Here is a 15,575-nt window from a genome sequence, read left to right as displayed (position 1 = left end):
ACGATAAGGAGGGCGACCTCGGGTCCGTAGGCCGGGGTGGCCACCAATCGCAGAGGCTCCTTCGCAGCGGATAGGGCGTGAGCTCCACGCTCCGGGACGCGCCTTGGCCGATGTCGTCGCGCATCGGAGTGCCACAGATTCAGCGGCGCGAGGAGAAGCCGCTATGACGACCGCATACGGCGCCCGAGGTACGAACGGCACCGCGCATGTCGCGGCACCAAGCGTCTGAGCGAGCCGTGTCGCCCGGGCTTGACTTGGCCCCAGCCGTCCGGTCCTCCCCCGCTCGGCCTCGTGCAGTCTGACAGGAACCGTGGCAGCACACCGATGACGAGCGGCCTCGTGACGGGCCTCGGCAATGCATCGATATGTCGCGCTCCAGCCGCAGGCCTCACACCGCATGCGGGCGCTCACGCCCGCCTGCTCGTGGCTCCGCAGATGCAAGATATGGGACCGACAACATCAAGTCATTTAGGTTCAAGGAAGGATGAGGAGCCAATGAGCGGGGACAGATCCGCTGGCGATCTGCCGCCCGAGCAGATTTTGCCAACGTCATTCCAGTTTGCCAGCTGAAGGCAGAAGAAGAGGCCGTGATTCATTGACACCTTTGGTCGACGTCACCCACCTGCCTCGCGCCCCTGCGCACCCCGCAGGCGCGCGAGGTTCTCACGGGCGCCCAAGGTTTCGGGATGGTCGGGCCCAAGGACGCGGTGCAAATCCGGCAGCAAGCCTTCGAGCGCCGCCACCGCTCCCTCCCGATCCCCGCCTATGGCGCGAAAGCCAGCGAGAGTATGCCGAGCCGTCAAGGTGTCAGGACGGTCCGGCCCGAGAACGCGGTGCAAATCCGGCAGCAGGTTCTCGTGCGCGGCAACGGCTCCGAGAATGTCCCCAGATGCCCCCGGTATCTGGCCAAGGTGCTGCGGGCGGTCAACGTCATCGGATGCTTCCGTCCGGCCACGCGATGCAGGTCCGGCAGCAGAGCGGTTCACGCCCCCGTTGCCGTCAAGACGCCCGGAAGCCCTCTCCCTGAACGTGCCATGAGAAGTTCTTCTACCATAGAAAACTATTCACCTGGAGCTAACTAAGCCCACTATATAGAATTGTTTCCTCGCGTGCCGGGCCGGTCACTGGAATCCTTTTCCACCACCATTCACGTTCACGGCCAGGGCGAGCGTCCAGCTTTTCCACACGGAGCAGACTATCCAACTCCGTAAAGGAGATGAAAATGCTGTCGATTTCCGAGAGAACGACTTTGAATCGAGATCGCAGCCCGAAATCAAGAGAACTCATTCCATCCTGTATGAAATCCCGGAGAATTAAGGCGGCAATCAAGTCGTGCACCCCCCATGAGGACCTATCCGAACTCGGCAGGTCTAGATCTGCCTCAAGTTTCTCGACGTGAGCCTTCCAGGAAGCCAGGAGAGCGGGAAGAGAGATACTTCGCTCGTCAGATAAGTGGATGATTACGCCCTCTAGTGCACGAAATTCATCAGGCGAAAGGTGTCCAGAAATCCAAGACAGATCAGAATCAGTCACAATAGTCACGGCTTTCCAAGCGAACCGGGGTAATAAGACGTGCTCTTCCATGGAATATTGTAGTTAATAATCACCCGCACGCCGTTATAGTCAAACTGCGCAGCGTTCTGTTCGCCGATACGAACCGGGCCAGCTTGACGCAAAGTCGTTTCGACTTCCGCTGCCGTCGGTCGCCCCATCGTTGGGTTCCCGCCTCCGGTATGCCCCTCCACGAATCCCACCATCTCATCAAGTGAATACTCGGTGCCGTGAAAGTCCTCTTCCCCACGATTGTCACCATTCCTTCCACCAATCGGCGTTCCGCAGAATGGACCGCTATTGTGCACCAGCACCGGTACGTTGCCGGCGAGTACATAGTACGTGTGGATGGTGTCGATGGTGAGGTTGTAGGTGCGGATGCTGCTGATGTAGCGGTTGAGGGTTTGGATGGTGGCATGGCCATTGCCGGGCGTGTCGAGGAGGTCGCCGGGTGTCAGGTTGGTGGCGTCGGTCCAGTTGTGCGTGGTGACGTCCCACCACAGATGGTGTGCTGTCGTGGTGATCTTCTTGGGCCCGTCCGGGGTGGCGATGATGACGTCGACGAAGTCGCGGTCGGTGTCGGTGATGTGCAGAGCAGTGACGGTGTGGATCTCCGTACTGCTGTCATCAGGTTCGGCGTTGCGAACCTTGTCGCCGACCTTGACGTCCTCGATCTGCTTCGTCGACCCATCGGCCATGAGCACGGGGGTGCCTCCGGAGAAGCTGTTACGACACGTTGCGACAGCGTCTTCGGCGGCGGTGGCGTCGGCTCGGCCAGATGAAGCGCCGGCCGCGCGATACGCATCCCCAATTGCTCCACCGCCGAGTAGGAGCAGATCGATCATCGAATCATGAACAAAGTTTCCCCAATATTCTTCACTGGAACATTCATCAGCGTGATTGATGCATTACGTCGCTGCGATGTTTTTAGCGCCCTGGACGTCATTAGGATTGTCATTCAGATGAATCCAAGCCATTCGACACCCACGAAGACCAAAGTAGGCCTGCTCATCGCCAACTCCGGTGTCCGTCTGCCAGAATCCTCGATCTCCTCCGATTGATTGAGCATAGGACGACCATGTGCTGATCAGCTTGTTAGCGTCATTTGTTCGCAGCGTCCAACGCCGATTCCAGTCTGCCGCCTGCTGAGCCGCCACGCGCTTGGTGTCATCCTCCCAGGATTTTTGGGGAGCATATCCGTAGCCCTCGTTCCGACACTCAAGCAAGCTGCCTTTGCAACCGACTGGAATCACCTGAGGCTCGAGACCCGATGGGTCACTGAATGTGATGGGACTGTTGTTCGCGTACGCGTAGCCATTCACTTGCTGCGGATTGGTTGGATCGAACACCGGATCCAGTGACACGAAACGCCCGGTAGAAGCGTCGTACGCACGGGCACCGAGTTGGGTGAGGTCCGTTGAGGTGTCCTCGGTGCCGCCGACGAAGCCGCGGTCGCCGGGGAGGTCGATGGCGGGGCCGCGAGGGGCGCCGAACGGGGTTTGGCGGCGTTGGGTGACGCTCAGGTCGGTCGAGTTGATGGCTACCTGGCTGGTGCCCTGGTGGTCACCAGCCAGCCAGGTCAACGTGCCCGCAGTGCGAACGGCAACGTTCGTACCGCCGTGGCTGTAGTAGCGGGTCGTGGAGGCCTGGCCGGCGTTGTCGACGTGGACCTCTTGCCCGCCGAGGTACAGGGTGGTGCCGGTGGGGTCGTGGCGGAGAAGGCGGCTGCCGTTGGCGTCGTAGGTGTAGCTGGTTGTGGTCGTGCCTTCCGTCACGGAGTCGAGCTGGCCTTCGACCGTCCAGTCGAGGTTCTGCGTTGCCGACGTACCCGGCCGAGTCTTGGTGTTCCCGACCTGGTCGTAGGTGTAGGCAGCGTCCAGCGCGCCTGGTGTGGTGATCGAGTTCAGGAGGTGTGGTTTCGCGGCACCTGGGTCGGCATAGTTGTACTTGCGGGTGACGTCGCCGGCGCCCGTGTGTTGGGTGTCGGTGAGGCGGTTGCCAGACTTGTCGTAGGTGAAGGACTGCCAGTACGGAGCCGGTCCCGCCAGAGAAGCCGCATTCGGGTCGTTGTCACAAGCTCCGGCCGACGGAGTCCACGCGTCGGTCAGCCGCTGGAGGTAGTCGTAGCGGAAGCATTGGGTGTCCGAGGGCTGGTCCAGCGGCGTGTTGGAGGTCGACGTGATGTTGCCGGCGGGGTTGTAGGCGTAGTGGGTGTCCGCCTGCATCGAGTGCGGGACTTCGGCGTCGACGACGGTGCGGTCCAGGCGCCGGGTGTGATTGTCGTAGACGTACGTCATCCAGGCTCGGTGGCCCTCTTCACCAAGTTGGAGGCGCTGGATCTCGCCGTAGGGGCTGTAGTCGGACGAGGTGACGTAGTCCGAGTCCCCCGTGGTCGTGGTGGGGTTGCCGAGGTCGTCGTAGACGTAGAGCATGCTCTCGGCGGTCGCGTCGGCGGTGGCCGGGAAGCTGGATCCGCCGAGGCTGCCGTCGGGGTTGTAGGACAGAAACGTCTGGTAGGAGCCGGCGAGCTTCGGCCCCTCGGTCGCGGGAATGGTCACCGTCTGGATCGCCGGCTGGTAGAGCGGTGAGTACGCGTTGACCTTCTCGGTGTTAGCGTTGCCGTCGGTCCAGCGGGTAGAGCTGGCCACTTGGCCGACGCCCTTGAACGCGGTGTCGTATGCCCATTCGGCGAGCTTCGTGCCGGTGGTGCTGCCCCGGTATTCGCCGGTCTTCCGACCCAGATCGTCATAGGTGTACGCGAGGGTGACGTTGCGGGCGTCGGTCGTGCTCGTCTGCTGACCGAGCTGGTTGTAGGTGTACGTCGTCGCGCCGCGGTCGGGGTCGTCGGCCTGCTTGAGCTGCCCGTGGATGTCATAGGTGTAAGCCCAGTGGTTTCCGCTGGAGTCGGTCACCGAGGCCAGCTGATCGCCGGGCGTGTACGTGTAGGTGGTTTCGTCGTAGTCACCGGTGGGCTGCGGGCCGTGATACTGCCACAATGCTCTGGTGTGACCGCGTGCGTCCGTAATCGTGGTCGTGGCCACGCCACCGGCCGGCGGCGTGACGTTGGTCCGGTCACCGTCATAGGTGGTCGTGGTGCGCCACTTCTCGGTGCCATCAGCCTCGTAGATCGAGGCGGTCGGGCGACCCGCGCCGTCGAACTTGCTCAGTGTCAGGCCAGGGATGTCGGTGTCGCTGGCTACCCAGAGCTTCGTGTCGACGTTCTGGTCGTTGAAGAACGGCTGAGTCGTCTTGTACGCGCGGTTCTGCGAGTCGTAGCGGGTGTCCACCAGCAGTCGACCGCCGCCTGGTGCCGGTGTCTGGACCTGACGTGGCCGGTAGAAGCTGTCGTAGATCGTGGTCGACGTGGTGAACCGGCCGTTGGCGTTCACCTGGGTCGTGGTTACGGAGCTCGGCGCGTCGTTCCGGATGTCGTAGGTGTAGCGGAGGTTGCCCTGTGGATTGTCCGAGCGAAGGCGGTTCGGCTGCCACACCTCGGTGTTGCGGCCGAGCGCGTCGTAGGTGATCTCCGTGACGCGCGCGTTGGCGTCCGTGGTGGTCTTGGCCGCGCCCCACGCGGGCTCGAACACCGTCGTGGTCTTCTGCTTGAGCGTGTTCGCGGTCTCGAGCTGCGTGACAGGACCGCCTGTGGCGGGTGTGTACGTGCTGGTGGCTTCGTGGCCGGCTGCGTCGATCACCTTGGTAGTGCGGCCGTAGACGTCGCGCTCGGTCTTCGCCGCCGTCCGGTACACGGGCTTTCCGGCGTCGTACGCGTCCAGATCCTCCGCCATTGTCACGTCACCGGTTGTGGGAGCGGCGCCGAAAGCCAGCTTGTCGTAAGTGGACCGGGTGTCCGAGATGACGTCGCGCGGGTAGACCGGAGGAGTTCCGCAGGCGACAGCTGTGTTCTCGACTCGCGATGGGTACGACAGGAGCCACAGCGTGGAGTTCTGCGCGTACGTCGTGGTCGTGCAGCGGTCATCGGTGGTGTCGTTGACGTCCCCGAGGTCGTTCACCTGCGTAGGCAGGCCGTTCGCGTCGTACGTCGTGGTCGTTTTGGTGGTCCGCCAGCCACCAGCGGCGAGAGCGGTGAACGACCGGGAAGTGCCTGGATGCACGATGTACGCGTTGTACGCGGCGCGTGTTGCCGTCGGACCTTGCCAGCTGGGTTCGGTGATGGACTTGCCGACGACAGCCCCGTTGGCGCCGTTCTTCGTGATGCTCTCGAGGGTGAAGCCCTGCAACCAGTCTTCGTCGACGTAGCTGCCGTTCTCGTCGTCAGCCACCGAGATCGACCGCTTGCCGTTGCTGGGGAGCTTGTCCCCGTTCATGCCCCGGAAGTACCGGGTTTCGGTGTAGGTCTGCGGGCCGTCCGGGTCGTCAGGCCGCCCGGTTCTGACGATTACCTTCCCGAAGCCGCGGAACTCGTCCCAGCTCTTCTTGTCGTCCGGGGTGAACTCCGAGGTGCTGTAGTGCCACGCCGCGCCTTCGGGGTACTCGTAGCTCGTGAGCTGCTCGGTGCTCGAGCTGATCCGATCCGACTGCACGATCGAGGAAACGACGTACTTCTGGAAGTAGTCGGTGCGCTCGGCGAAGCTCTTCGGAGCCCAGGTGACCGGGAAACACCGCTTGGTGTTGGTCTCGGGATTCGCCGGCAACGACGTCGCGGTGCAGTCCGGATCGGCGTAGTTGACCGTGGTCACGCCACCAGACTCGGAGACGATCGCCGACAGCCGGTAGCGGTTGAGCGGTCCGATGCCGTCAGCCTTGTCGACCCGGTTCGCGAGCTTTTTGCCTTCGAAGGTGACTGGCGGCAGGGAAGTCGGGGTACCGACAAGGCCGGTACGGGTGACGCTCTTGAGCCACAGGGCCGCCTTCTCACCGTCTCCCGGGTCGGGGAAACTCTGGTCCAGCGACCAGCTGGTCACGTCGGCGTAGCCGGATCCGGACCGGACCTGCGCGGTGATCTTGGCGAGACGCTTCGTGGACCAGAACGTGGGGCTGGGGTGGTCCTTGCAGCTGGCCGTGTCGCATCGATCCGTCAGCGGTACGTCCGGCCAGTTCTCGGGCTTGTCGAACGTGCACAGACTGCCCGGCACACACCGGTCCGCCGGTGTGAAGACGACCTTGCCGACGGCAGGGGCGGCGACGTGGGTGTTCAGTCCGTACTGGATCTCCCGGAGCGTGCCACCGCGGACGTACGAGACGGGAGTGTCCTTGCCGTCCTGGCCGTATTTGTTGGTCTCGACGTCGTAGGTGTAGAGGATTTCGTTGCCATGCGGGTCGGTGACCTTGTCGAGGTTCCAGCGATAGCCCTGGACGCACGAAGAGTCCTCGAAAACGTTGTTGGCCGCGTGGCAGGGCTCGCCCGCGTCGTCGCCGTAAACGGGAACGGTCCACGTGGAGTTTGCTGAGGCGGTAGAGCCGAAGAAGTACTGGGTGCCGTCGACCGTCGTGATCTTCCAGGACTCGCCGTTCTGAGCGCCGTTGCCCGAGCCGGTCACGTGCTCGATGCGGGCCCCGCTGTCACTGCCTTGCCGCCAGACGTTCTTGGTGGTGTCGTGGATCAGCATGCCGCCGGAGCCGTTGTACGCGGCCGTGGCATTGTCGGACTTCCAGCACAGGTCACCAACCTTGGGCGGGGTTGTGCCGCCTTCTTTGTCTTCCTGGCATGAGCCGTAGGTGCGCTCCACAAATCCCGGGGCGAGGTCCCAGCCATCACCGATCCACGAGGCTTGGTTGTTCGTGGCGCTGGTGTGCCCGTCGACCGAGGACGACGAATAGGACAGCGCCAAGCTCGGAGTCAGATCCCCGGGAACCGGCGGCACGTCGAGCGGGTACGACCAGCTGAAGTCGCCGGTCTGCGCAGTCACGTCCCAGGTCGCGGACGGGCTGAGCGAGGTTGCCCTGGTATCGCCGCCGCCGTCCGGTGCCGTCGAGCCGGCCGGCTGATTGCCGGTGAGCGCTTTCGTGGACGCCTCGTCGGGAGCCCGCGGTGTCATGGTCTGCTGAGTAACCGGTGTCGACGGGTAGTCCGGCAGCTGCACGCTCGGACCGCCGGCAGCGTTGGCGACGCTGTTGGTGCTGACGGCGGTCAGGACAAGCGAGCAGACGAGCGCCGTGATCAGGCCGCGACGACCGCGGTGCGTCGGCGACGTGCGCATGGTTCCTCCAGGCTGGGCAGGACGGGGTCCTGGAAACGCGGGGCAAGGTGGCGATGGGTGGTGAGGGTGGCCCGGCACCACCCATCGCCGTTGTCGGTTCGGAAGGGATCAACCAGGCGAAACGGCAGTCCTCGCCGGGGTCGAGGTGGACTTGTCCGGAAGAATCAGCGCGGCGGCCGAGCGAGCACCGGCCGGGAACGCCGGTGCATCGTCGGGCACCTTGTCCAGGGCGTAACCGAGCAGCTTGTCGACGCTCCAGCCCTCACAAGTAGCCACTGTGCTGATCATCGACTCCCCTGCCGGGCTGACGCAGCGGTAGATCGGGTTGGCCACGACGCCGGCCGGGGCCGCGGTCCACAACCGGCCCGTCGTGCCGATCACCGTCTTGCCTTCGCAGAGAGCATCGGTCGACACGAACTGATCCGTGTCCGTCACGCAACTGGTGATCGCCTGGATGCCGGACGGCGAGTTCAGTGCCACGAACCCGTGCTGCCCCTCGAGGATGTACCCCGGCCGCACGCCCTCCGCCGTGGTGAAATGGTCGTCCGTCGTACTGCTGTTGTAGCGGAGCAGGGGCGCGTAGGCGAGCGTGTAGCCGAGGATCCCCTCCCCCGTCGCACCTTCGCACGCGGCGTCGAGCGACTCGAAGTGATCTGGACCGTTGTTGCACCGGTAGACCGCGACCGTCGCGATGTTCGTCGGCTGAACCGTGTACACCGACCCGATCGGCCCGCCCACGGTCTGGCCCTCGCATGCCGGGTCAGGCGAGGTGAACGCGTCCAGACCCAGGTAGCACGAGTACAACGTGCGGGTGTTCGGCTGGCTATCGTCGACCAGCAGGCCGAGGCTCTGGTCGAAGTGGTAGCCGTCGGGAGCCTTCCCGGTTGTCGTGTAGGTCCCCCGTCGGCCCGCTCCGTCCGCGTAACGTCCGAGCTGCCCTGTCGTCGGAGCCGGCCAGCCGGCCCGGCGCTGGATGGCGTCCTCGGGCATCGCGTCGTAGTGGGTCGAGACCTCGTCGATCATGCCGGGGAAGAACTCGGCCGGGCTACCGTTGACCAGGTCGCGCCCGATCGCGAGGCCGTGAGTCGCCGGCCACGGAGCGACGTTGTTCTGCACGCCGCCGAGCTGCCCGTCGACATACAGCCGGAACTGAGCCGCGCCGGCGTCGTAAACACCGGTCAGCGCGGTCCAGCGGTTCACCTCGGGCACCTGAAACGACGCCGTGTAGTTGAGCGGCGCAGCGTCCTTGTCCTCAGTGGCGCCACCGAAGACCCAGCGGTTGAGCTGCGGCCGGTACTGCAGGACGAACCCGCTCATCCGGGTGCCGTCCTGACTCATGACCGTGGCGACCTTGTCGATCCGGGTCAGCTTCGCCCACGCGGAGACGGTGAAGCTGCGCGCCATCGGCACTCCCCCGTCCGATGTGGTCGCGACTCCGGTCATGCCGTCGAGCTGCAGCGCGTTGCCCATGACACCACCGGCGACGATCGACGCGCCTCCGGACAACGTGGCGTCGTTGTGCCGCCAGGAGTAGTCCTTCGGGGTTCCGTTGTCGAAGTGCCACTGCCCAGCGTCTGCTTCCGAAACGTCCGCGACGACACGGCGGATCTCACCGTCGCTGAGCGCCTTGCCGAAGACGCGGACATCGTCGATGCCCTGAGGGAAGAACCCGCTGTTCTGGCCGTTCCACTTGCCCCGGCCGATCGTGAACGGCCCAGCGGACGCTACGAGCGTGACACCGACCTGGACGGTCGTGAGCGCACCGTTGACGTAGAGCTTCATCTCATGTGCGGGGGCGTCGTAGACGACCCCGAGGTGGGTCCACTCGCTCGGGGCGACCTTCACGTTGGACACGACCGTGGTGACCGGAGGATTGTCCTGGTCCGCTTGCGGAACAACGACGCTCCACTTTCCGCTGTCACCGCTGTACCGCAGCTGGAACACACTGGTGCGATTGCCGTCTTGGCCGAGGACCACGTAGTTGCCCGTGTCGGTCTTCGTGAGGACGACCCACGCCGCAGCCGAGAAACTCTTGGTCGTGTCGAGCACCGCTCCCGCGGTCTCGGCGTAACCGGAGGTGCCGTCAAGCCACGCGGCGGCTCCGAGCCGTCCACCGAACCACGACGCCCCACCCTTCATGGTGGCGTTGTGCCCGAGGCTGCTCGAATCCGACACCGTGACTCCGGTGTTCTCGTCGAACTTCCAGTACGCCGTGTCGGCCACCGGAAGGTCCGGCGGTGTCTCGTCGAGGGCCGGGTAGGCCGCGTAGAGGGAAAGAATCCGGTCCTTGTCCAGCACGCCGGAATACAGCCGCACGTCGTCGACGCGGCCTGGCCAGAACTGGGCCGGCGCACCGGCCACCTTTCCGCGGCCCAGCTCGGCACCGCCGCTCGCCTGCCACGCGGTGTCGAGCGTGCCGTCACCGACGCGCTTGCCATTGACGTAGAGCCAGGTCTTTCCGGTCTGCTTGTCGTAGACGCCCTCAAGAACGCCCAGGTGTTGATCTCGGCCGGCAGCGTGGACACCGCAGCCTTCGCCACCACGGGGCTGTCCACGTCGGACCCCGCCATCTCGAAAACCCACTTGCCACAGGCGTTCGGGTCGTCGGACATCCCGTCGAAGCAGAACGCGGACATGTCGTCCGCGACGTGCCCGAGGCGGAACTTGCTGGTGTGCACGCCGTCCAGGCTGACCGCGGTGAACTTCGACGTGGTGTCACTCTTGCGATCGAGGTACACCCAGGCGGACACGGTGAAGCTGTCGTCGCTCCTGAGCTCGACACCGCTCGTCGAGACCGCACCGGTCTGGCCGTCGAACGAAACCGCGTTCCCGACCCGGCCCGGCACGAGGCGCGCGCCGCTGCTGAGCGATCCAGGCCGGTTCCCTGTCGAGTCGGCGACGTTCGTGCCACTGGACTCGTCGAGCTGCCAGTCGTGGACCAGGTTCAGCTCGCGTCCCGCCATCGTGCGGATCTCATCGCTGAACAACGCCCGGGGATAGACCTTCACATCGTCGACAGCGCCCGTGAGCTGGCTCGTCCACGCACCCCGATCCTTGCCACGGCCGATGTCGAACTCGCCGGTGGCGTTCCACACGGCGCTCGTGGTGGTCGAACCCGCGAGGCTCCCGTTGACGTAGAGCTGCATTTCCTTCGTGGCGGCGTTGTAGCTGGCCACGAGATGCGTCCACACTCCCGTCTGCACGGGCTGGTCGGACTGCACCGTGACCGCTGACGGGCCGTCGACGTCGGCGGAGCTAATGGCGAATGCCCACCGGTCGATCGCGCTGCCGGTGTAGCCCAGGATGAAAGACGAGGCCCTCGAGCCGCTCTGGCTCGCCACGGTGCCCGTGCCCGCCGTCTTGGTACCCAGCTTGACCCAGCTGGCGACCGAGAAGCTCTTCGTCGTGTCGACGGCCGGCGGTGCGCTCACCGCACCGTCGGCGCCCGTGAAGTTCGCGGCCAGGTCCTTGGGATCCGGGTTGATGTTCTGGCCCGGCGCCCAATCGACCTGGCCGCTGACCGTGCCGTTGAGACCGCGGCTCGAGCCGTCCTTCGCATCGCCGTCGAGTGCCCACGCGGTTGCCGGAACGTTGTTCTGCGCGACGATGCCCTGGATCTCTGAAGCGCCGAGGGGACGGCTGTAGGCACGCACCTCGTCGACCGCCCCGGCCCAGAAGCCGGTGGGTCCGCCGTACTGCCCACGTCCGATGACGAACGGCCCGTTCGCCATCCACGGCGTGGTCGGCGCCGTTGTGGTGCCGGCCTGCACACCGTTCACGTACAGGGTCAGTGTCCTGGCGACGCTGCTGTACACACCGGAAAGATGCGTCCACACTCCCGGTTGGACAGTGTTCGCGGCCGATCGCGCTTCGGCGGCTGTGCCACTGGTGGCGTCTCCGGCGTTCATGCCGAAGACCCAGCTGCCGCCGATCTGCTTCAAGTACAGGCCGCTGGCGTTCACCCCGTCCTGCGAAACCGCCGCCATGTCACCGATCGTGTTCGGCTTCACCCAGGCGTTGACGGTGAAGCTCTGGTCGGTACGCACCGCAGGTCCGCTCGTCGACGCGTACCCCTGGGTACCGTTGAGGGTGAGGGCGCCGTTGACGGCACCCTGTTGCGTGAACGCGGCGCCGGTGTGCAGCGCCGCCATCTCTCCCCCGGCCGCACTGTTTCGGGCCGTCGTGCCGTCGGACTCGTCGAAGTTCCAGTAGCCGGCGGCGACGTTGTCGAGGGTGACAATCGACTTCACTTCCGAGTCGGTCAAGACGCGGTCGTAGGTACGGACCTCGTCGACCGAGCCGGACAGATAGTCGGAGCCCGTTCCGGCAGGTGTGCTGCGGCCCAGGGCGAACTCTCCGTTCGCCTGCCACGGCGAGGTCCAGTCGGCGGCGCCGGCGAGGTCCCCGTTGACGTAGAGCCGGACCTTCTTCGCGGCCGCGTCGTAGACACCTGCCAGATGCGTCCACGTCCCGGTCTGTGCCTTTTCGGACGACAGGACGGTCGTCGGCGTGGCGGAAGTGGAGTCCGAAGGACGCAACTCTAGCGCCCATTTGTCGCTCGCCGTACCCGTGTAGCCGAGCCGAACCATGGTCGCCGCCGAGCCGTTCTGGCTCAGCATGGTCGACCAACCCTGCGTCTTCGCCGCGAGGTTGACCCAGCCCGCGAACGTGAACCCGGCGGCGGTGCTCGCCGATACTGGGGCGGTCGCGTAGTCGTTCGAGCCATTGAGCTTGAGTGCTGATCCGATCGATCCCTGGACGTAGGTCGGTGCGCCGTGCAGAGTGGCGTCGCGGAAGCCGAGCGTCGCGGAGTCCTTGGTGGAACCGTCGAACGACCACTGGGCGAGCGGGCCGTTCCCGGCTCGCACGTAGAAGTGGTACACCTTCATCGGGCTGCGGTGCCCGGCACGGTCGACGCTCTGCACGAAGAGGTCACGTGGTCCGTCGCCAGGCGGCGTCAACGTGACCGATGCGGTACGAGGTCGGGCTCGCCGCCGCGCTGGTCACCTCCGGACGCGTCCGGCCGTTGGTGAGCGCGGTGGTGGGGCCGGAGGAAGTACCCGCCGTGCACGAGCGGATCCGGTCGGGTTGAAGACCTTCGCCCACATCGACTGGTTCCACGAGTGCATGTCCGGGTCGATCACCACAGGGAACCGCGTCCCCGGATCCTCGAGCATCGCGACCGCGGGGTGGAGCAGCAGCGTCGACTCCTTCACCGTCGCCTCGACCGGCGCGCTCGCGACTTCGGGGCCGCGCGCGTCCCACATCGTCGACGTGGGCGCCGCGAAAACGAGGTTGCCGGCTGCATCCACCGCCTCGATCCGGCCCGACTGGTCACTGGAGACGGTGACGCCCTTCGCGGCAAGCTTGAACGCGATGGACTTCAGCGCCGGGTTCTTCGCTGCAGTCGCGTTCTTGACGACGAGCCGCTCGTTGTACCCGTCGGCGGCAGCCTGCATCACCAGGTCGACGCCAGGAAACACTTCGTGGTAAGTCGCAGTCGGCCCGTCGAGAGTCGGGACAGGCAATTTCTGCGGCCACGACAGCGACAACGTCTTGTCACCCTTGCCGAAGGTCACCAACGGCGCGTCCCCGCCCGCCGAGAACGACAGGTCGTCCACAGTGGCCTGTGGGTGAACAAAGCCGCTTCCGGACTTCGTCAACGTCGTGTTCACCGGCACCCAGCCGGCTCCGCGGCGCACCCGGACCGGCATGGACGCCAGCTCTGCGTTCAACTGCCCATCAGGCTGCGCGAAAACCCGCTTGGTCTCGGTCGTCTGGTCGGACACCTCCACCGGTGTCCCCTGCCGCCTCGCCGCAGCGAACGCGGCCCCGGCGTTGGGTGCCGACGCCACAGGCGACACCTCCGGCAACGACGGCGAACTCGCCGTCACCACCACGAGCACGCTCGCAACCACGAGCACAACCCAACCCGAACACGCGCAGCTTGAAGCCACGCGAAAGTCTTCGATACTCCACGAAAGACGGCCCCCTCGGCCTGGCCAGCGCGCGTCCCCCGACCCGCGCGACCCAAAAGTAAAAAGAACAATCCACGATCACCAAGGCACCGCAAAGCCGCCGATCGGGTGATCACGATCCACAAGAGACATACAACCCGGCACTATGTCCGCTTTGTCGCGATAGGCCGCTGACATGCAGCAACGCCGGGTGTTCCAAACGGACCAGCGGCTGCTCCGCTTGGTCCAGGCCGTCTACAAGACGTTACAAAGCACCGGTAACGAACATCGACAGCCCACCGATCCAGTGATCAACATCGCCCATGCCTCTTCAAGGACTGCCCGTGACCCAGGAAGTGCCGGTGCTCCCGGAAGTACCCGCCGTCGCAACACCACAGCGCCGTTCACGCCCGGTCTCCCTCGTGATCGCCGCCGCGATAGGTCTCGCCATCGGCGCGACCGGCGTCGGCGTCCCGTGGTTCCTGTCCGCACACGACTCCGGAGCCGTCAGCGGACTACCGCTCAAGGCACCCGACACCCTCGGCGGCGTCGACCGAGCCGACGTATCACCGGTCAAGGCCAAGGACGACGACTCCTACCGCCAACTCGCCCAGCACAACGCCACCAACGACCGCGAAAACGGCAACCGCATCTCCGCCGCCTACGACGCGCCAGCACTCGTACAGACCTACACCGCCCCGAACTTCACACACGCCTTCCAGATCACCGCCGTACGAGCGCACGCCCCAGGACTCGCCGTCCCCTACGAAGACAAGGCCAACGGCCTCGCCGGCCCCCTCAACGAACTCCGCCAGGTCGGCGACGTGTCCTGCATCCTGCGCAACAACCTCGCCCCGTCCGAACAACTCTCCCCGGACAGGACGTCGGTCGTGCTGTGCCAACGCACGGATACAGCCCTGACGATCCAGCTCAAGCCGCTTGGCGACGACACGCCGGAAAACACCGACCCGGCCGTGTGCGCAGCAATGATCAACGAAGCTTGGACCAAACTGCACTGACCCCCACCGACGCGATCGTCTGCGGCTAGGGAGATTGAAGTCCTGAAGATGCACGGCCCCGACCAAGAGTTCACGCCCTAGGAACTTGATCTCCCAGGTGTCCTAGGGGAGCAATGCTCGAGACCAGTGGATCAGCCAGCGAAGTACGTACCTTCCCGGTGATCGAGTAGCGGTTCCAACAAACCGAGGTTGGCGCGTTGGTCGGGACGGCGAGCCCATGCTCGCCGTAGTTCCCGGCCCCACAGCCGAGGCGCCCTCCGACTGCTGGCCGAGAGGCACTCCAGGCAGAGATTGGCGCCTCCATCGCCGCATTCGCCGACGAACGCGACGAGCACGGCCATCGCCTGATCGTGCATAACGGCTGCCACCGACCCCGCGAGGTACTGACCCGCGCCAGCTCGGTGGAGGTGACCGCCCCGCGAATCACCGACAGGCGCGACGGCCCTGAAACGAGCAGACGCCAGCGGTTCGCCTCGGCGACCTGCCGTGCCGAGGCCGACAGCCGGCGAAGGCAAGCTGGCGTTCAACGACAATCCGGCCGAGCACTGGATCCATCTCCGCACCGCCGTCCCGATCGAGCTGGCCTTCACCACGGTGCGGCCCGCACGACCGACACCAAGAGCCCGGCTTCATGGGCGGCAGGGTTGGCGATCGCGTTCAACCTCATCGAGTCTGTCTAGCACCGCTGGTAGACGGTCACGCATTTCTCACCCGAGGTTGGCGACTTCGGCTCTGTGGCTAACGCGCGTGTCCGCAAGGGTCTTCAACCCCCACACCGCTGAGCAGCGCATCCTCTCACCACAAGCTACAGCTCGCAGAGAAAACTCCTGGTCAGAGAACTTGAATATGTGTCCGAGGACGATCTTGCACGTTAACCACACGTCTCC

At 65.1% G+C, this 15,575-nt stretch carries 5 protein-coding genes and 3 pseudogenes; 2 read left to right on the top strand and 6 right to left on the bottom strand.

The genetic code is table 11. The features are described from left to right. Positions 1–1,538 precede the first annotated feature (1,538 nt). The 6 genes and pseudogenes from ACQPXB_RS22015 to ACQPXB_RS21990 form a co-directional block, all read right to left on the bottom strand. The gene (locus tag ACQPXB_RS22015; protein ID WP_432855287.1) at positions 1,539–2,396 is read right to left on the bottom strand and encodes a Hint domain-containing protein; all 858 of its coding nucleotides are present in this window, start codon (positions 2,394–2,396) and stop codon (positions 1,539–1,541) included. A gap of 63 nt (positions 2,397–2,459) precedes the next feature. Continuing rightward, on the bottom strand, positions 2,460–7,712 hold the full coding sequence (locus tag ACQPXB_RS22010; RefSeq protein WP_432855284.1) for an RHS repeat-associated core domain-containing protein: 5,253 nt from the start codon (positions 7,710–7,712) through the stop codon (positions 2,460–2,462). Positions 7,713–7,820: 108 nt separating this feature from the next. Next, complete coding sequence (locus ACQPXB_RS22005) at positions 7,821–10,010, bottom strand: LamG domain-containing protein (RefSeq protein WP_432856740.1); 2,190 nt, start codon at positions 10,008–10,010, stop codon at positions 7,821–7,823. Positions 10,011–10,049: 39 nt separating this feature from the next. After that, positions 10,050–10,295, bottom strand: a pseudogene (locus tag ACQPXB_RS22000) (hypothetical protein); the annotation flags it as partial. Between the two features lie 398 nt (positions 10,296–10,693). Next, a pseudogene (locus ACQPXB_RS21995) lies at positions 10,694–12,601 on the bottom strand (LamG domain-containing protein); the annotation flags it as partial. A gap of 114 nt (positions 12,602–12,715) precedes the next feature. Further along, complete coding sequence (locus ACQPXB_RS21990; protein WP_432855281.1) at positions 12,716–13,612, bottom strand: hypothetical protein; 897 nt, start codon at positions 13,610–13,612, stop codon at positions 12,716–12,718. Positions 13,613–14,091: 479 nt separating this feature from the next. Here ACQPXB_RS21990 and ACQPXB_RS21985 point away from each other — a divergent pair, with 479 nt between their 5' ends. After that, on the top strand, positions 14,092–14,688 hold the full coding sequence (locus tag ACQPXB_RS21985; RefSeq protein WP_432855278.1) for a hypothetical protein: 597 nt from the start codon (positions 14,092–14,094) through the stop codon (positions 14,686–14,688). Positions 14,689–15,204: 516 nt separating this feature from the next. Further along, positions 15,205–15,347 (top strand): annotated as a pseudogene (locus ACQPXB_RS21980) (IS256 family transposase); the annotation flags it as partial. Positions 15,348–15,575: the final 228 nt, after the last annotated feature.

The sequence above is a fragment of the Amycolatopsis sp. CA-161197 genome, from assembly GCF_050942255.1.
Classification (GTDB): domain Bacteria; phylum Actinomycetota; class Actinomycetes; order Mycobacteriales; family Pseudonocardiaceae; genus Amycolatopsis.
Note: the sequence above shows the minus strand (reverse complement) of the source record. Positions and strands in the feature narration are given on the sequence as shown.

Coding starts and splice junctions, on each gene's coding strand:
- ACQPXB_RS22015 (WP_432855287.1), bottom strand. CDS start 2,396: ATGATCGATCTGCTCCTACTCGGCGGTGGAGCAATTGGGGATGCGTAT.
- ACQPXB_RS22010 (WP_432855284.1), bottom strand. CDS start 7,712: ATGCGCACGTCGCCGACGCACCGCGGTCGTCGCGGCCTGATCACGGCG.